Here is a 16,149-nt window from a genome sequence, read left to right as displayed (position 1 = left end):
GCGGGGTGGGGAGCGGGCTTCTTCTGGCCGGAAATATCCCCGCCGGAGGCTCCCTCACGTGAGGCGAAGTGCCGTCAGTCGAGCTGGCGCGCCTCGTCGATGAGCATCACCGGGATGCCGCCGCGGATCGGGAAGGCGAGGCCGGCGGAGGTGCTGACCAGTTCCTGCGCCTCGGCGTCGTAGCGCAGCGTGGTGTGGGTCTGGGGGCAGACCAGCGCCTCGAGCATGCGGCGGTCGGTGGCGGAATTCGCGGGGGGTTCGGGCGTGTCGGTCATTGCAGGATTTCCTTGTCGTCGCCGCCGCGCAGGGCGTATTCGAGCAGCGTCACCAGCGTTTCGCGGCGGGTGGTGAGCGAGGGCGCCTCGAGCAGGGCCTGCTTGTCCTCGGGTTCGAAGCCCAGCAGCATCGAGAGCGAGTTGATCAGCAGCTCGTCATCGGCTTCTTTCAGGGTGTCCCAGTCGGTCTGCAATTCGCGCGAGTCGAAGTAGCGGGCGAGCAGGTTCATGAACGCCTCGCGGTCGAAGCCCGCGTCGGTGTCGGCGGGGCCGAGGTCGCGGTCGAACCCGTCCCACGAGATCCGGGCGCGGCGGTAGGGGGTGAAGCCGTCGACCTCTTCCAGCACGCGGTAGCGGGAGATGCCGGTGAGCGTGATCATGTAGCGCCCGTCCTCGGTTTCCGACATCTGGGTCACCCGGCCGACGCAGCCGATCGCCTGCAGCCGGTCGCATTCCTTCTTGCCGGGCGCCATGCTGGGCTGGACCATGCCGATCAGCCGCCCGGGCGATTTCAGGGCGTCGTCGAGCATGGCCAGGTAGCGCGGCTCGAACAGGTGCAGCGGCAGCCGCGAGCGGGGCAGGAGAAGCGCGCCGGTCAGCGGAAAGACCGGGATCACCTCGGGAAGATCGGCCTGGTTGATCATGACCCTCAACCTAGCCTGTTCACCGGTTCAGGCAAATATCATCGAGCTCAGTTTTCTGCGGCCGTGAAGAACGATCGGATCGTTGGGTTTCAGGGCGTCGAAAATGGTGAAAAGCTGCTTCTTCGCGGCCTCGTCGTTCCATTCGCGGTCGCGCTGGAACAGCTCGAGCAGCTGGTCGACCGCTTCCTGCGTGCGGCCGTTGGCATGCAGGGCCTGGGCGAGGTCGAACCGGGCCTGGTGATCATCCGGATTGGCCTCGACCGCCGCCGTCAGTTCGCCCACCGGGCCGGCGCCCGCCGCCTGCTTGGCGAGGTCGAGCGCGGCATGGGCGGCTTCCAGCTCGGGCGCCTTGGAGATCTCGGCCGGCGCGCCGTTGAGGATGGCCTCGGCCTGTTCCAGGTCGTCCATCGCGATATGGGCGCGGACGAGCCCGGCATAGGCGCGGGCGCTCTTGTCGTCTTCCTGGAGGATGGCGGCGAAGGTCTGGGCGGCGTCGGTGGCCGCGCCCTGGTCGAGCATTTCCTCGGCCGCCTCGAGCGCATCGTCGAGCCCGCCGCTGGCGTCGCCGCCGGACTGGTTTACGATCCGGCCGATGAAGGCGTCGAGTTCGGATTGTGCCACGGCGCCCTGGAAGCCGTCGATCGGCTGGCCTTGCCAGAAGGCATAGACGGTCGGAATCGACTGGACCCGGAGCTGGCCCGCGATCATCTGGTTCTCGTCGACATTGACCTTGGCGAGTTTCACCGCGCCCTTGGCCTTGGTCACCGCCGCCTCGAGCGCGGGGGTCAGCGTCTTGCACGGCCCGCACCACGGCGCCCAGAAATCGACGATCACCGGCACGGTCTGGCTGGCTTCGATCACCTCGGCCATGAAATCGGCCTCGGAGACATCCTTGATCAGGTCGCCGGCGGCGGGTGAATTCTGGTTTTGGCCCAGTTCCAGCATTGTCGTCTCCATCGGATTGGTTCTGCCCCTATATGTGCGCGGGGGCAGTGAAGTCAAAGGTCAAAGGTGGCGAAAACCGGGGCGTGGTCGCTGGGTTTGTCCCAGCCGCGGGCGGTGCGCAGGATGCGGCTGGAATGGCCGGCATTGGCGATGTCGGGGCTGGCCCAGATATGGTCGAGACGGCGGCCCTTGTCGGCGGCGTCCCAGTCGCGGGCACGGTAGGACCACCAGCTGTAGAGCTGGCCCTCGGGGATGTCGGCGCGGGTGACGTCGGCCCAGCCGCCCGCTTCCATCACGTCGGAGAGGTGCTCGACCTCGACGGGCGTGTGGCTGACCACCTTGAGGAGCTGCTTGTGCGACCAGACGTCATCCTCGCGCGGGGCGATGTTGAGGTCGCCCACGAGGATGGACTTGGCGGGTTTGTCCTCGCGGCACCAGTCGCGCATCTCGGTGAGGTAGTCGAGCTTCTGGCCGAACTTGTCGTTGACCTCGCGGTCGGGCACGTCGCCGCCGGCGGGGACGTAGAAATTGTGGATGACGGTGCCGTTTTCCAGCCGCCCGGCGATGTGGCGGGCGTGGCCGAGCTTGGCGAAGTCATGCACGCCCACCTCCTCGATCGGTTGCCTGGAGAGGATGGCGACGCCGTTATAGCCCTTCTGCCCCCGGGCGATCATGTGGGTGTAGCCGAGGTTGGCGAACATCTCGGCGGGGATCTTTTCCACCGGGCTCTTGCATTCCTGCAGGCAGAGCACGTCCGGCGCTTCCTCTTTCAGGAGCTTGCAGACGATGGGCGCGCGCAGGCGGACCGAGTTGATGTTCCAGGTGGCGAGGGTGAAAGGCATGGGGTGTCGTCTCCGCTGTCAGTGGCGGGAGAGGTAAAGGCCGGGGCGGGAAACGTCCAGCCCGGGGCGGCGGGGAATTTCGGCGGGGGCGCCGCCCCGGCCCGGTCAGACCCCGTTGGGCGCCAGCAGCACCTTGCCGGCGCGTTCGCCCGCGGCGGTGTAGGCGGCGGCCTCGGCGATGTCCTCGAGGGCGAAGTGGCGGTCGACGGGCGCGCTGAGCTTGCCGGAGGCCACCAGCGCGGTCAGGTCGCCGTAGACCTTGCTGCGGCGCTCGGGGGTGGCGTCCTCGAACCACTGGGCGAGCCAGAAGCCGCGCAGGGTGATGCTCGAGAAGATCAGCACCTTGGCGTCGAGCGGGGCGGGGGCCATGGACATCGCGCCATAGCTGACCAGCGTGCCGCCGGGGGCGAGGGTGGCGGCGAGGCGGGCCATGGTGTCGCCCGCCACCGCGTCGAGGGCGAGGCGGATCGGGGCCTCGTCGGTGGCCTGGGCCACGTCACGGGCGAGGGTGTCGCCATCGACGAGGACGGCATCGGCCCCCATCTCCTTCAGCCCCGCCACCGCGCTTTGGCGGCGGACAACGCAGGCCACTTTCAGGCCGCGGGCATGGGCGAGCTGGATCACGTAGGCGCCGACGGCGGAATTGGCGGCGGACTGGATGATCCAGTCGCCCGTCGCGAGGTCGACGAAATCGTCGAGCAGCAGGTAGGCGGTGGCCGGGTTGATGGCGAGCATGGCAAGCTGATCGAGGTCGCCGTCGGGGAGGGGCACGAAATTGCCGGCGCCGGCTATGATCTCGGTGGCCCATGTGCCGCTGCCGGCGGGGAGGAGGACAAGCTGGCCCTCTTTCAGGTCGGTGCCGTTGGCGTCGGTGACGCGGCCCAGCCCCTCGTTGCCGGGGACGGCCGGAAGGTCGGGGCGGACGCCGTATTGTCCGGCGATCTGGATCAGGTCGGAGGGGTTGATGGGCGCACGGAGCACCTCGACCCGGACGTCGGAGGCGCCGAGCACGGCGTTTTCGGTATCGACGCAGCGCAGGACCTTGGCCGGGTCGCCGAACTCTTCGTGGATCACCTGTTTCATCGGGAGGCTCCTTTGGTTGCTGGTCCCGATATTGGGGCTTGGGGCGGATATGCCAAAGGGTGACGCGGCGGGAGGGGGGACTTACGCCGACGAGGCGTTCAGGAAAACCTTGTGCTGGGCCTCGAAGGCGCGCCGGTAGGCCGGCCGATCGGCCGCGCGGGCGATGTAGTCGGTGAAGACAGGGTACGACTCGAGGATGCCCGAGCCTTCGAGCCTGCGGATCGCGTGGACCATCAGGATGTCGGCGGCGCTGAACGTGCCTGCGAGCCAGTCGGCCGTGCCGAAGGCTTCGGCCAGTTGGTCGAGCCGGGTGCGAATGCGCTCGTCCACCAGGGCGAACCGCTCGGCCTGCCAGCTCTTGCCGGCTTCGAAATGCTTGACGTGGTCGCGTTCCACGATCGGGGGTTCGACCGTGTTGAGCGCGGCGAACATCCAGCTTATGGCCCTGGCGCGCGGCGCGGCGGCGGTAGGGAGCAGGCCGGGGTGATGTTCGGCGATGTGAAAGACGATGGCGCCCGATTCGAAGAGCGTGACGTCTCCCTCTTCGTAGGTGGGAATCTGGCCGAACGGCTGACGCTTCAGATGGGCGGGTTGCTTCATCTCCTCGAAGGTGACGAGGCGGACGTCATAGGGCTGGCCGGTTTCCTCCAGCGCCCAGCGGACCCGCATGTCGCGGGCGAGGCCGGCGCCCTTGTCGGGGGAGGTCTTGAAGGCCGTGATCGTGGGCATGGTGCTTTTCCGGGGCTGTGGCGTGAGGGCGGGGCGCCCGTATTGGCTCATAGAGCGGCGGCCGAGTCGAGGGGGATGCGCGGCGCCGGCACGTCGTCGCCCGCACAAAAAAAGCCCCGGCGCAATGGCCGGGGCAGTCCAACAGGGAGGTACATGTGATTGGCCGCACATGTAACGGCTTGTAGGTCATTTATGCGCCGATCGGGGCGGGTTCAATGGCCTGGCGGACGTCGTTCAGGAAAGCAGCCGATACCCGCCGGATTCGGTCACCAGGAGGCGGGCGTTGGAGGGGTCGGGCTCGATCTTCTGGCGCAGGCGGTAGATGTGGGTTTCGAGCGTGTGGGTGGTGACGCCGGCGTTGTAGCCCCAGACCTCGTGCAGGAGCACGTCGCGGGGGACAACGCCCTCGGTCGAGCGGTAGAGGAACTTGAGGATGTTCGTCTCCTTCTCGGTGAGGCGGATCTTCTTGTCGTCCTCGGTCTGCAGGAGCTTCATGGCGGGCTTGAAGGTGTACGGCCCGAGCTGGAAGACGGCATCCTCGGATTGCTCGTGCTGGCGGAGCTGGGCGCGGATGCGGGCCAGCAGGACGGGGAACTTGAAGGGCTTGGTGATGTAGTCGTTGGCGCCCGCGTCGAGGCCGAGGATGGTGTCGGCGTCGCCGTCATGGCCCGTCAGCATCAGGATCGGCGCCTTGACGCCCTGCTTGCGCATCAGCCGGCAAAGCTCGCGCCCGTCGGTGTCGGGAAGGCCCACGTCGAGGATCACCAGGTCGTAGATCGTGTCCTTGACGCGTTGCATCGCCTCGGATCCGTTGCCGGCCTCGAAGACGTCGAAATCCTCGGTCATCACCAGCTGTTCGCCGAGCGCCTCGCGCAGGTCCTCGTCATCGTCGACCAGCAGGATTTTCTTGAGCTGTGCCATGGTTCGGTATCCTCGTTTGGTTTCGGCAGATGTGTGCCGGGGCGGCGCGGGGGGCAAGAACTGTGACAGGACTTCACGCCCAAGTGTTACCATGTGGGCAATTGTTTCAATTCGTTGCAAAAGGCGCTACATCCGTGTCTCAACTTTCGCGCGCCGGGATGTGATCGCATGAGCCTTGCCCCTGACCTGACCGAAATCCTTGCGCGGGCGCGCAGTGACCTGCGCATGGGTGTGCCGGTTGTGCTGACGGGCCCCGAGGGGGCGCTGCTGGTGCTGGCGGCGGAGACGCTGGATGCCGCGCGGCTGGCGGATATCCGGGCGCTGGGCGGGCCGCCGGTGGTGGTGATCAGCGCGCGGCGGGCAGAGACGCTGAAGGCGCGGCCCTATGACGGGGATCTGGCGCGGATCGTGCTGCCGCCGGATGCGGGGCTGCCCTGGGTGCTGGGGGTGGCCGACCCGGCGGATGATTTGCGCACGCCGATGAAGGGGCCGCTGGTGTCGGAGCGGGGCGGGGATGCCGGGCTGCACCGGCTGGCGCTGAAGCTCGCCAAGACCGCGCGGCTGTTGCCGGCGGTGCTGGTGCTGCCGCTGAAGAATGCCGCGTCGTTTTCGCAGGAGCGGCGGCTGACGGTGGTGGACGGCGTGGCGGCGGCGCCGCTGCTGGAGGCGGCCAGCCCGCTGCACCCGGTGGTGAGCGCACGGCTGCCGCTGGAGGTGTCGGAGGCCGGCAAGCTGCATATCTTCCGGCCCGAGGATGGCGGCGAGGAGCATTACGCCATCGAGATCGGCCAGCCGCCGCGGGATGCGCCGGTGCTGGCGCGGCTGCATTCGGCCTGTTTCACGGGCGACCTGATGGGATCGCTGAAATGCGACTGTGGCCCTCAACTGCGCGGGGCGCTGGCGCAGATGGGTGAGGAGGGGGCCGGTGTGCTTCTGTATCTCAACCAGGAGGGGCGGGGAATCGGCCTTGCCAACAAGATGCGCGCCTATTCCCTGCAGGACCAGGGGTTCGACACGGTGGAGGCCAATCACCGGCTGGGCTTCGAGGATGACGAGCGCGATTTCCGGATCGGGGCGGATATCCTCAAGCGCATGGGGTTCTCGGCAGTCCGGCTGCTGACCAACAACCCGGCGAAGATCGCGATGATGCAGCAGAACGGCATCGAGGTGGCCGAGCGGGTGCCGCTGAAGGTGGGCGAGACGGCGCATAACCGGGCCTACCTGGCGACCAAGGCGAAGAAATCCGGGCACCTGTTATAGGCTGAGGGTTGGGGAGCCTCCGGCGGGGATATTTTGGGCAGAAGAAGCCGGGGGTTTGCCTGTGTTTCTTCTTGGTGGAAGTATCCCGGGGAGTTTGAGGGGCTGGCCCCTCAATCATCTGGCGGCGCGGGCTTTCATGACGTCGCGGCCGAGATGCAGCGTGTAGGCGGCCAGTTCCTCGAGGGCGGTTTCCGCGGCGGTGCTGTCGCCGGCCTCGATGGCGTCGGCGATGCGGGTGTGGAAGGCGACGATCGCCTCGCGGGAGCGGGCGGTGAAGGTGATCATGTTCATCAGCGGCTGCATGGCCTCGACCGCGCCGGCGAGCTGGTAGCTGAGCACCGGGTTGCCGGCCGCGTCGACGAGAGCCCGGTGGAAGGTGACATCGGAGGCGCAGAAGCTTTCATCCGACAGGCCGGGCTGGCCCTGACGGTGGATCTCGGCGCGCATGGTGGCGAGGTGGTCGGGGGTGCGGCGGGCGGCCGCGAGCGGCGTGCAGGCGCGTTCGAGGGCATAGCGGGCCTCGCAGGCGGTCTCGAAGCTGATGCCGTTCATCGACAGGAGCAGAGTAGAGGTGGTAATCTGCTGGCCGTAGGCTTCCTCGTAGGACAGCCGGTTGACGAAGGCGCCGCCGAAGGCGCCGCGCTGGGTGCGGATGAGGGACTGGGCCGCCAGCCGCTTAAGCGCCTCGCGCACCGTGGGGCGGGAGACGTTGAACTGCTCGGCCAGTTCCGCCTCGGAGGGCAGGCGTTCGCCGGTGATCATCCGCCCCTCGACGATGGCGTCGCGGATGGCCTGCGCGATCTGGGCCGAGAGGTCGGCCTTGGGAGTTTTGGCAGTTTCCATTTGTCTTACATTTAAATGTCTGACATTTTCGCCGCAAGAGCCGAGTCGGAGAGGGAGAGCCATGCGCGACACTATTGCCACGCCGCTGCGCAGCGTTCTCTGGCTGGGCTTCTTCGGCGGGATCCTGGTTGCGTGGTGGTGGCTTTACCGGATGGCGGTGGGCATGGATCTCGACCTGATCGGACGGCCGGGCGAGATGGCGCAGCGGATGGCCGCGATGGATCCGCGGATGGACATGTACATGCCGATGGCCGAGTTCTGGCCGCTCTTTGCCATGTGGGCGGTGATGATGGCGGCGATGATGCTGCCGACGCTGGTGCCGACGCTGCGCGCGTATGAAGACCTCATGATTTCGGCGAATGGAAGCTGGGGCGGCTGGATTGGCGTGCTGACGGGATACGCGATCGTCTGGCTCGGGTTCGCCGCGGCGATTACCGGCGTGCAGCTGGCGCTGCTGTTCGGCGGGGTGATCGACATGCTGGGGATACCGAAGTCGATGCTGGTGTCCGGCGGGCTGCTGATCGTGGTGGGGGCCTTCCAGTTCACCCGCACCAAGGAGCTGTGCCATGGCGTGTGCCACAGCCCGATGAGCTATTACCTGGGCCACTGGCGGCCCGGCGCGCTGGGCGGCTTGCGCATGGGGCTGGGGCTGGGGGCGTTCTGTGCCGTCTGCTGCTGGGGGTTCATGGCGCTGGGCTTTGTCGGGGGCATGATGAGCCTTCTTTGGATGGGCCTGGCGACGCTCTTCATGGTTCTGGAAAAACTGCCCCAGATCGGCCACCGTGTGGTGAAGCCGATGGGCGTGATATTGATGGTTGGCGGGCTGGTAGTGCTGGCCTGGCCTTATGTGACGGGAGGATAGGACATGGCGTTGAGACGCAGGCAGGATGCCGACAAGCTGCCGATCTCGCAGCGGATCGACAACCGGATGGCGAACCCCAAGCGGCGGAAGATGAATCCGACCGAGTGGAAGATCAAGGGCGAACTGTTCCTGAACTGCTCGTGCGAGCTGTTCTGTCCGTGTGTCGTGAGCCTTGGCAAGCACCCGCCGACGGAGGGCGACTGCAAGGCGTGGATGGCGATTGCCATCGACGAGGGGCATTACGAGGGCGAGGACCTGTCGGGGCTGAACGTGGGGCTGATGGTCGAGATTCCGGGCCGGATGGCCGAGGGCGGCTGGAAGGTGGCCGCCTACGTGGACGAGCGGGCGAGCGGGAAGGCGTATAACGGGTTGTTGCAGATCTTTTCCGGCGCGGCCGGGGGGACGACGGGCCTGTTTACCATGCTGGTGAGCGATATCGTGGGGGCCGAGCGCGAGAAGGTCGAGATCGTGCGCGAGGGCAAGCGGCGGGGCCTTTATATCGGGCGCAAGATCCAGGGCGAGATCGAGATGATCGACGGGGCGAGCCCGGATCACCCGGTGATGATCTCGAACTCGAAATACTGGATGGGCCCCGACATCATCGCCGCGCGCGGCACGAAATCGCGGGTGCGGGACTACGGGCGGATCTGGGATTTCGGCGGCAAGTCGGCCGAGATCTGCCCGATCGACTGGGGCGGGCCCAAGTAGGGAGCCATGGCCATGATCACGCCGGACTATTGCCGCCTGATGGCGCGTTACAACGCCTGGCAGAACCGCCAGATCGAGAAGGCGCTGGAAGGCGTGCCGCTGGAGGCGCTGAAGGCGGATCACGGGGCGTTCTTCGGGTCGATCCTGGGCACGCTGAACCACCTTGTCTGGGGGGACGGGATGTGGATGAGCCGGTTCGACAAGACCTGCGAGCCACCGGCCGGCGGGATCAAGGACAGCACGGAGCTTTTCCCGACGCTTGGCGCGTGGAGCGCCGAGCGGTTCCGGGTGGACGGGGTGATCGCGCGCTGGGCGGAGCAGTTGCATGCCGTCGATCTGACGGGGAGCTTTACCTTCTACTCGGGCGCGATGGGGCGCGAGGTGACGAAGCCGATCGCGCCCTGCGTGGTGCACATGTTCAACCACCAGACCCATCACCGAGGGCAGGTGCACGCGATGATGACGAAGACCGGGCTGAAAGCGCCGGTCACCGACCTGTTCATGATGCCGGACGAGGAGTGAGCCCGATGGCTGCGCCGCTTTTGTCGCCGTCACGCCGGTTGCGCCGGACGCCTTTCTCGGAGGGGGTCGAGGCGGCGGGGGTGACCGCCTACACGGTCTACAACCACATGCTTTTGCCGACGGTGTTCCGGTCGGTGGAGGAGGATTACCATCACCTGAAGGAAGCGGTGCAGGTCTGGGACGTGGCCTGTGAGCGGCAGGTGGAGCTGCGCGGGCCGGATGCCGGGCGGCTGATGCAGATGCTGACGCCGCGGGATCTGCGGGGGATGCTGCCGGGGCAGTGCTATTACATGCCGATCGTGGACGAGACGGGCGGTATGCTGAACGATCCGGTGGCGGTGAAGCTGGCGGAGGACCGGTTCTGGATCTCGATTGCCGACAGCGACCTGCTGTACTGGGTGAACGGCGTGGCGCAGGGCTGGCGGCTGGATGTGCTGATCGACGAGCCCGATGTCTCGCCGCTGGCGGTGCAGGGGCCGAAGGCCGAGGAGCTGATGGCGCGGGTGTTCGGCGAGGCGGTGCGGGACATCCGGTTCTTCCGCTTCGCGCCGCTGGAGTTCCAGGGGCGGAGTCACGTGGTGGCGCGCTCGGGCTATTCCAAGCAGGGCGGGTACGAGATCTACTTGGATGGCAGCGATGCCGGGATGCCGCTCTGGAACGCGCTGATGGAGGCGGGGGCCGACCTGGACGTGCATGCGGGCTGTCCGAACCTGATCGAGCGGATCGAGAGTGGCCTGTTGAGCTATGGCAACGACATGACCGACGACAACACGCCGCATGAATGCGGGCTTGGCCGGTTCTGCAATACGCAATCGGCGGTGGGGTGTATCGGGCGCGATGCGCTGCTGCGCGTGGCCAAGGAGGGGCCGGTGCAGCAGATCCGGGCGCTGTCGATCGAGGGGCCGAAGGTGCCCGCCTGCGACAGGTGGTGGCCGGTGACGGCGGGCGGCAAGACGGTGGGGCGGGTGAGTTCCGCCGCATGGAGCCCGGATTTCGAGACCAACGTGGCCATCGGCATGGTGCGGCTGACCCATTGGGATGCGGGCGACGTTGTCGAGGTGCACACGCCCGACGGGGTGCGGCAGGCCGAGGTGCAGGCTGCGTTCTGGAACTGAGAGCGGGGTAAGGGGGCTCTGCCCCCGACGTCGGATTTCCGCGGGAAACCCGACGCCTCCCCCGGAGTATTTTTGGAAAGATGAAACGAGAGGAGCGAGACATGTTCAACGCACTGGTCGTCGAGAAGGACGAGGAGAGCGGCAAGACATCCGCGGAGGTCAGGCAGATCGGCGAGGATGACCTGCCCCATGCCGAGGTGACGGTGGCGGTGGAGTATTCCACGGTGAACTACAAGGACGGGCTGTGCATCGGGCCGGGCGGTGGTCTGGTGCGGAAATATCCGCATGTGCCGGGGATCGACTTTGCCGGGACGGTCGAGGCGAGCGAGGATGAGCGCTACAAGCCGGGCGACAAGGTGGTGCTGACCGGCTGGCGCGTGGGCGAGGCGCATTGGGGCGGCTATGCCCAGAAGGCGCGGGTGAAGGCCGACTGGCTGGTGCCGCTGCCCGAGGGGCTGGATACGCGGCAGGCGATGGCGGTGGGCACCGCAGGCTTTACCGCGATGCTGGCGGTGATGGCGCTGGAGGATCACGGGCTGAAGAGCGGGCCGGTGCTGGTGACCGGGGCCGCGGGCGGCGTGGGCAGCGTGGCGACGGCGATCCTGGCGAAGCTGGGGCATGAGGTGGCGGCGGTAACCGGGCGGCCGGAGCAGGAAGACTATCTGAAAGGGCTGGGCGCCAGCCGGATCGTGCCGCGCGAGGAGCTGACGGAGGTCACGAAGAAGCCGCTGGAGGCGGAGACCTGGGGCGGCTGCGTGGATGCCGTGGCGGGCGCGATGCTGGGCCGGGTGCTGAAGCAGATGGAATATGGCAGCTCGGTCGCGGCGATCGGGTTGGCCGGGGGCGCGGCGATCGAGGGGGCACTGATCACGCCGTTCATCCTGCGGGGGGTGAACCTGCTGGGGATCGACAGCGTGATGCAGCCCTACGAGAACCGCCTGCGCGCGTGGGAGCGGATCGCGAAGGACCTGCCGATGGACAAGCTGGAGGCGATGGTGCAGGCGGCGACCCTGTCGGACCTGCCGGGGCTGGGCCGCGATATCCTGAAAGGGCAGGTGAAAGGGCGTGTGGTGGTGGACGTGAACGCCTGACCTGACCTTTCATAGCCGATCTGGACGGCCATCCGTGGGAACGGGTGGCCGTTTTTCAATGGGGGTGGGGCCGGTCACGGGAATTCGGGGGACAGTGCGCTTGATTTTGCCGAATCACCCATGGGAAAGGGGCGATTCATGGCCGATTTGGGGCTGGTTCACTGTGGATTCGCATGGGATTCAGGGGTGCTGGGCATGAAATTGCGAAAAAGTTCGGGAATTTGGGGGAAATTTGGCCGAAGGGTCGAGATCACAATATATTGTGTGGTTGTGAGGAATAATATCTAGGGAAGGGATTACTTCTCCCGATTTCACCACATTATGTTGTTTTGAGGTGGGTCTGAAATCAATATGCTGTAGCGATTGGGCGAAAAAAGTTGTTGCTATCCATGAATTCCCATGGCATCCCTTTTAACACGATGAGGACGGGAACAAAGGGGCGCAACAAAGACCCCGAAACAAAATCCCAAGTCAGGTTTCATACAGGCACCCGCTTTCATCGAACCAAGAGATCCGGCGCGCGGGCGAGCAGACATCCCCCCAGGTGGCGCGCGCAGTCGGACACCCGCTAAGCGGGACGAGGGCGGCGGATTGGGCACTGGCAGCAGCTCAATCCGCCGTTTCGTTTCTCAGGGGTCGGTTTTTTCAAAACGGGGGGAGTGCGAGAGGGCCAGGGGACAGTGGTTCGCAGGTTCAGAGGTGAGGACACCTTCAAGGTGGACGCCAAGGGGCGGATTTCGATCCCGGCCTCTTTTCGGCGTGTGCTGGAAGCGTCCGACCCGAACTGGACCGAAGGCTTGAACCCCGAGCTGGTCATCGTCTACGGCGACCACCGCCGCAAATTCCTGGAATGCTATACCATCGAGGCGATCAACGAGGTCGACGAGCAGATCGAGGCGCTGCCGCGCGGCTCGATGGAGCGCAAGATGCTGCAACGGCTGTTTCACGGCCAGTCGCACCCGACGAGCGTTGACGAGACCGGGCGGCTGGTGCTGCCGGCGAAGCTGCGCAAGAAGATCGGGCTGGACGACAAGGCGTTCTTCATCGCCGCGGGCGATACCTTCCAGATCTGGAAACCGGAAACCTACGAGGAAGAGGAGCTGTCGAAGACCGAGGCGTGGCTGGACGAGCTGCCCGAGGATTTCGACCCGCTGGTCTATCTCGACGGGCCGCGAGGGGGGTGAGGCATGGCTGCTGCTGCCAGAGCCGCCAGTCCCGATCCGCATATCCCTGTTCTTCTGCGTCCGCTTCTGGATGCCGTGGCGCCGGTGGAGGGCGTCTGGATCGATGGCACGCTGGGCGCGGGCGGGTATGCGCGCGGGTTGCTGGAGGCCGGGGCGGAGAAGGTCATCGGCATCGATCGCGATCCGCTGGCGCTGGAGATGGCGCAGGGCTGGGCCGGGGCGTATGGCGACCGGGTCGAGCTGGTGCAGACGACGTTTTCGCATATGGACGAGGCAGGCGACGCCGTGGACGGCGTGGTGCTGGATCTCGGCGTTTCCTCGATGCAGTTGGACCGGGCCGAGCGGGGGTTTTCCTTCATGAAGGATGGCCCGCTGGATATGCGGATGAGCCAGGCGGGGCCGAGTGCCGCGGACCTGGTGAACGGCGCGGAAGAGACGGCGCTGGCGGATATCCTTTTCCTTTACGGCGAGGAGCGGGCGAGCCGGCGCATCGCGCGGTCGATCGTGAAGGCGCGGGAGGTGGAGCCGATCACGACCACCGCCGCGCTGGCGGATATCTGCGAGCGGAGCCTGCCGCGGCCCAAGCCGGGGCAGGCGCATCCGGCGACGCGCACCTTCCAGGCCTTGCGGATTGCCGTGAATGATGAATATGCCGAGCTGGTCGACGGGCTGGAGGCCGCCGAGCGCGTGCTGCGCCCGGGCGGGCAGCTGGCGGTGGTGACCTTTCATTCGATCGAGGACCGGATCGTGAAGCGCTTCCTGCAGCTGAAATCGGACAGCGGCGGGGGCGGCAGCCGCCATGCCCCGGCCGAGGCCGAGCGGGAGCCGCAGTTCACGGTCAAGCATCGCAAGGCGATCGGGCCGGACAAGGACGAGCTGGCGGTCAACCCGCGGTCGCGCAGTGCCAAGCTGCGGGTCGCGGTGCGCACCGGGGCGGCGCCCGCGCCGGCCGATCGCAAATCGCTTGGCATGCCGCAGTTGAAGAGGGGATTTTGATGCGCAGCCTGTTCTATGTTCTCACCGCGCTGTCGGTCATCGGGCTGGCCTTCTGGGCCTATCACGAGAATTACAAGACGCAGGAGGCGCAGGCGCGGGCCGAGCATCTGCAGCAGCAGATCGGGCTGGAACGCCAGCGTCTGCGGATGCTGCGGGCCGAGTGGGCCTATCTCAACCGGCCGGAGCGGCTGCGGGACCTGGCCGAGATCAACTTCGACCGGCTGGGGCTTTTGCCGCTGCAGCCCTACCAGTTCGGCAAGATCGACCAGGTGTCGTATCCCGAGCAGGAGCCGCTGCCGATCACCAACCCGGTGGATGTCATCAACATGGAGGGGCACCCATGATCCGCACGCCGCTTCGCCCGCTGGCGCGTATCCTTCAGGCGCGTGACCGGGGCGAGAACCCCGACGCGATCGAGCGCGAGAACATCCGGGCCCGGAACGAGGAGATGCGCGACCGCGCGCGGACCCGGGCCGAGGGCCGGCTTCTGGTGCTGGGGCTGTTCTTCCTGTGCGCCTTTGCCGTGATCGGCGGGCGGATGGGTGTGCTGGCCAATTCCGAGCCGAGCGAGCCGCGCACCAGCGTGGCGGGCGCCGACATCCTGGCGCAGCGGGCCGATATCGTCGACCGGAAGGGCCGGATCCTGGCCACGAATTTCGAGACGCACAGCCTGTATGCCCAGCCGCAGCAGATGATCGAGCCGGAGCGGACCGCCGACGAGCTGGTCAAGATCTTCCCCGACCTGGACCGGGAGCGGCTGGTGAAGGATTTCACCGGCAAGCGCAAGTTCCTTTGGATCAAGAAGAAACTGAGCCCCGAGCAGAAGCAGGCGGTGCATGATATCGGCGAGCCGGGCCTTTTGTTCGGGCCGCGGGAGATGCGGCTTTACCCCAATGGCAAGCTGGCCGCGCATGTGCTGGGCGGGGCGAGCTTCGGGCGCGAGGGGGTCCATTCGGCGGAAGTGATCGGCGTGGCCGGGATCGAGAAATTCTACGATGCGCAGCTGCGCGACCCGGCGAACGGGCACGAGCCGCTGACGCTGTCGCTGGACCTGTCGGTACAGGCGGCGGTGGAGCGGGTGCTGTTCGGCGGCATGAAGCTGATGAACGCCAAGGGCGCCGCGGCCATCGTGATGGATGTGCAGACGGGCGAGCTGATCACGCTGGCTTCGCTGCCGGATTTCGACCCCAACGACCGGCCGCGCCCGCCGACCAAGGGCAATGCCTCGGACAGCCCGCTGTTCAACCGGGCGGTGCAGGGGGTGTACGAGCTGGGCTCGACCTTCAAGATATTCGCCGTGGCGCAGGCGCTGGAGCTGGGGCTGGTGAACCCCGAGACCATGGTCGACACGCGCGGGCCGCTGACATGGGGCCGGTTCCGCATCCGGGATTTCCACGATTACGGCGCGCAGTTGACGGCGACCAAGGTGATCGTGAAATCGTCGAATATCGGCACCGCGCGGATCGCGCAGATGATCGGCGCCGGGCGGCAGCAGGAGTTCCTGAAATCGCTGGGCTTTTTCGATCCGACCGGCGTCGAGCTGGTGGAGGCGGCGGGCGCCAAGCCGCTGTTGCCGCCGAAGTGGTCGGAGCTGTCGACGATGACGATTTCCTATGGGCACGGGCTGTCGGCGAGCCCGCTGCACCTGGCCTCGGCCTATGCGACGATCGCCAATGGCGGGCACAAGGTCACGCCGACGCTGCTGCGGCAGCCGAAGGGGCAGCTTGGCCCGGCGGTGATGTCGGAGCAGACGGCGGCAAGGTCGATGGCGATGCTGCGCAAGGTGGTCAGCGAGGGCACGGCGTCGCTGGGCGATGTGCAGGGCTATGCGGTGGCGGGCAAGACCGGCACAGCCGACAAGCCGAAGGAGAACGGCCGGGGCTATTACGAGGACCGGGTGATCGCCACCTTCGCGAGCGCGTTTCCGGCGCATGATCCGAAATACGTGCTGGTGGTGTCGCTGGACGAGCCGGTGGAAACCTCGGGCGATATCCCGCGCCGCACCGCCGGCTGGACCGCCGTGCCGGTGGCCGCAGAGATCATACGCCGCGTCGCGCCGCTTCTGGGGCTCAGACCCGAGATTGAACCCGGTGAACTGGCTGGTATAACGCTGACATCGAATTAGTCCG

General features: G+C 66.7%; 18 protein-coding genes. 10 read left to right on the top strand and 8 right to left on the bottom strand.

Features of this window, described 5'->3' with window-relative positions:
- Positions 1-74: 74 nt before the first annotated feature.
- From ACO07J_RS12330 to ACO07J_RS12300, 7 genes are all read right to left on the bottom strand, one after another.
- The gene (locus tag ACO07J_RS12330; protein WP_422029251.1) at positions 75-275 is read right to left on the bottom strand and encodes a Trm112 family protein; all 201 of its coding nucleotides are present in this window, start codon (positions 273-275) and stop codon (positions 75-77) included.
- Entirely contained in the window at positions 272-919 is a 648-nt protein-coding gene (locus ACO07J_RS12325; RefSeq protein ID WP_422029249.1) for an LON peptidase substrate-binding domain-containing protein, read from the bottom strand. The genes ACO07J_RS12330 and ACO07J_RS12325 overlap by 4 nt, the downstream gene beginning before the upstream one ends.
- Before the next feature lie 27 nt (positions 920-946).
- Positions 947-1,864, bottom strand: a complete 918-nt coding sequence (locus ACO07J_RS12320) for a tetratricopeptide repeat protein (RefSeq protein ID WP_422029247.1) — start codon at positions 1,862-1,864, stop codon at positions 947-949.
- A 53-nt stretch (positions 1,865-1,917) separates the two neighbouring features.
- Complete coding sequence (gene xth / locus ACO07J_RS12315; RefSeq protein WP_422029245.1) at positions 1,918-2,706, bottom strand: exodeoxyribonuclease III; 789 nt, start codon at positions 2,704-2,706, stop codon at positions 1,918-1,920.
- Positions 2,707-2,811: 105 nt separating this feature from the next.
- A complete protein-coding gene (locus tag ACO07J_RS12310; protein ID WP_422029243.1) occupies positions 2,812-3,789 on the bottom strand; it encodes a zinc-dependent alcohol dehydrogenase family protein in 978 nt (325 codons plus the stop codon).
- Between the two features lie 81 nt (positions 3,790-3,870).
- Positions 3,871-4,518: a glutathione S-transferase family protein gene (locus tag ACO07J_RS12305; protein WP_422029241.1), complete on the bottom strand. Its 648-nt coding sequence runs from the start codon at positions 4,516-4,518 to the stop codon at positions 3,871-3,873.
- 234 nt (positions 4,519-4,752) lie between these two features.
- A complete protein-coding gene (locus tag ACO07J_RS12300) occupies positions 4,753-5,439 on the bottom strand; it encodes a response regulator transcription factor (protein WP_422029239.1) in 687 nt (228 codons plus the stop codon).
- Positions 5,440-5,607: 168 nt separating this feature from the next.
- Between ACO07J_RS12300 and ribA the strand changes: the two genes are divergently transcribed.
- Complete coding sequence (ribA, locus tag ACO07J_RS12295; RefSeq protein ID WP_422029237.1) at positions 5,608-6,699, top strand: GTP cyclohydrolase II; 1,092 nt, start codon at positions 5,608-5,610, stop codon at positions 6,697-6,699.
- A 114-nt stretch (positions 6,700-6,813) separates the two neighbouring features.
- On the opposite strand, the gene ACO07J_RS12290 is transcribed toward ribA, so the two are convergent.
- Positions 6,814-7,542, bottom strand: a complete 729-nt coding sequence (locus ACO07J_RS12290; RefSeq protein WP_422029235.1) for a FadR/GntR family transcriptional regulator — start codon at positions 7,540-7,542, stop codon at positions 6,814-6,816.
- 61 nt (positions 7,543-7,603) lie between these two features.
- On the opposite strand from ACO07J_RS12290, the gene ACO07J_RS12285 reads away from it, so the two are divergent.
- The 9 genes from ACO07J_RS12285 to ACO07J_RS12245 all read left to right on the top strand — a co-directional run bounded on the left by ACO07J_RS12285 (position 7,604) and on the right by ACO07J_RS12245 (position 16,145).
- A complete protein-coding gene (locus ACO07J_RS12285; RefSeq protein WP_422029233.1) occupies positions 7,604-8,404 on the top strand; it encodes a DUF2182 domain-containing protein in 801 nt (266 codons plus the stop codon).
- 3 nt (positions 8,405-8,407) lie between these two features.
- Positions 8,408-9,112: a DUF1326 domain-containing protein gene (locus tag ACO07J_RS12280; RefSeq protein ID WP_422029231.1), complete on the top strand. Its 705-nt coding sequence runs from the start codon at positions 8,408-8,410 to the stop codon at positions 9,110-9,112.
- Between the two features lie 6 nt (positions 9,113-9,118).
- Positions 9,119-9,634, top strand: a complete 516-nt coding sequence (locus tag ACO07J_RS12275; RefSeq protein ID WP_422029229.1) for a DinB family protein — start codon at positions 9,119-9,121, stop codon at positions 9,632-9,634.
- A 5-nt stretch (positions 9,635-9,639) separates the two neighbouring features.
- Positions 9,640-10,749 (top strand): dimethylsulfoniopropionate demethylase, encoded by a 1,110-nt coding sequence (locus tag ACO07J_RS12270; RefSeq protein ID WP_422029227.1) that lies wholly within the window; start codon positions 9,640-9,642, stop codon positions 10,747-10,749.
- A 101-nt stretch (positions 10,750-10,850) separates the two neighbouring features.
- Positions 10,851-11,840 (top strand): acryloyl-CoA reductase, encoded by a 990-nt coding sequence (gene acuI / locus ACO07J_RS12265; protein WP_422029225.1) that lies wholly within the window; start codon positions 10,851-10,853, stop codon positions 11,838-11,840.
- A gap of 680 nt (positions 11,841-12,520) precedes the next feature.
- Positions 12,521-13,024 carry a division/cell wall cluster transcriptional repressor MraZ gene (gene mraZ / locus ACO07J_RS12260; protein ID WP_422029223.1) on the top strand — a complete coding sequence of 168 codons (504 nt, stop codon included), beginning with the start codon at positions 12,521-12,523 and terminating at the stop codon, positions 13,022-13,024.
- A 3-nt stretch (positions 13,025-13,027) separates the two neighbouring features.
- Positions 13,028-14,020, top strand: a complete 993-nt coding sequence (gene rsmH, locus ACO07J_RS12255) for a 16S rRNA (cytosine(1402)-N(4))-methyltransferase RsmH (RefSeq protein WP_422029221.1) — start codon at positions 13,028-13,030, stop codon at positions 14,018-14,020.
- Positions 14,020-14,364 (top strand): cell division protein FtsL, encoded by a 345-nt coding sequence (ftsL, locus tag ACO07J_RS12250; protein WP_422029219.1) that lies wholly within the window; start codon positions 14,020-14,022, stop codon positions 14,362-14,364. The genes rsmH and ftsL overlap by 1 nt, the downstream gene beginning before the upstream one ends.
- Positions 14,361-16,145 carry a peptidoglycan D,D-transpeptidase FtsI family protein gene (locus tag ACO07J_RS12245; protein WP_422029217.1) on the top strand — a complete coding sequence of 595 codons (1,785 nt, stop codon included), beginning with the start codon at positions 14,361-14,363 and terminating at the stop codon, positions 16,143-16,145. The genes ftsL and ACO07J_RS12245 overlap by 4 nt, the downstream gene beginning before the upstream one ends.
- The last annotated feature ends 4 nt before the right edge of the window (positions 16,146-16,149 follow it).

The organism is Roseovarius sp. (genome assembly GCF_965228755.1).
In the GTDB taxonomy this organism is placed as follows: domain Bacteria; phylum Pseudomonadota; class Alphaproteobacteria; order Rhodobacterales; family Rhodobacteraceae; genus Roseovarius.
The sequence above is the reverse complement of the archived record's forward strand: the minus strand, read 5'-3'. Positions and strand labels throughout refer to the sequence as shown.

Excerpts from the sequence above, each read along its gene's own strand:
- xth (WP_422029245.1), bottom strand. The coding sequence starts at position 2,706 with ATGCCTTTCACCCTCGCCACCTGGAACATCAACTCGGTCCGCCTGCGC.
- ACO07J_RS12325 (WP_422029249.1), bottom strand. The coding sequence starts at position 919 with ATGATCAACCAGGCCGATCTTCCCGAGGTGATCCCGGTCTTTCCGCTG.
- ACO07J_RS12310 (WP_422029243.1), bottom strand. The coding sequence starts at position 3,789 with ATGAAACAGGTGATCCACGAAGAGTTCGGCGACCCGGCCAAGGTCCTG.
- ACO07J_RS12280 (WP_422029231.1), top strand. The coding sequence starts at position 8,408 with ATGGCGTTGAGACGCAGGCAGGATGCCGACAAGCTGCCGATCTCGCAG.
- ACO07J_RS12305 (WP_422029241.1), bottom strand. The coding sequence starts at position 4,518 with ATGCCCACGATCACGGCCTTCAAGACCTCCCCCGACAAGGGCGCCGGC.
- acuI (WP_422029225.1), top strand. The coding sequence starts at position 10,851 with ATGTTCAACGCACTGGTCGTCGAGAAGGACGAGGAGAGCGGCAAGACA.
- ACO07J_RS12300 (WP_422029239.1), bottom strand. The coding sequence starts at position 5,439 with ATGGCACAGCTCAAGAAAATCCTGCTGGTCGACGATGACGAGGACCTG.
- ACO07J_RS12330 (WP_422029251.1), bottom strand. The coding sequence starts at position 275 with ATGACCGACACGCCCGAACCCCCCGCGAATTCCGCCACCGACCGCCGC.
- ribA (WP_422029237.1), top strand. The coding sequence starts at position 5,608 with ATGAGCCTTGCCCCTGACCTGACCGAAATCCTTGCGCGGGCGCGCAGT.
- ACO07J_RS12275 (WP_422029229.1), top strand. The coding sequence starts at position 9,119 with ATGGCCATGATCACGCCGGACTATTGCCGCCTGATGGCGCGTTACAAC.
- ACO07J_RS12320 (WP_422029247.1), bottom strand. The coding sequence starts at position 1,864 with ATGCTGGAACTGGGCCAAAACCAGAATTCACCCGCCGCCGGCGACCTG.
- rsmH (WP_422029221.1), top strand. The coding sequence starts at position 13,028 with ATGGCTGCTGCTGCCAGAGCCGCCAGTCCCGATCCGCATATCCCTGTT.
- ACO07J_RS12290 (WP_422029235.1), bottom strand. The coding sequence starts at position 7,542 with ATGGAAACTGCCAAAACTCCCAAGGCCGACCTCTCGGCCCAGATCGCG.
- ACO07J_RS12270 (WP_422029227.1), top strand. The coding sequence starts at position 9,640 with ATGGCTGCGCCGCTTTTGTCGCCGTCACGCCGGTTGCGCCGGACGCCT.
- ACO07J_RS12285 (WP_422029233.1), top strand. The coding sequence starts at position 7,604 with ATGCGCGACACTATTGCCACGCCGCTGCGCAGCGTTCTCTGGCTGGGC.
- ACO07J_RS12245 (WP_422029217.1), top strand. The coding sequence starts at position 14,361 with ATGATCCGCACGCCGCTTCGCCCGCTGGCGCGTATCCTTCAGGCGCGT.
- ftsL (WP_422029219.1), top strand. The coding sequence starts at position 14,020 with ATGCGCAGCCTGTTCTATGTTCTCACCGCGCTGTCGGTCATCGGGCTG.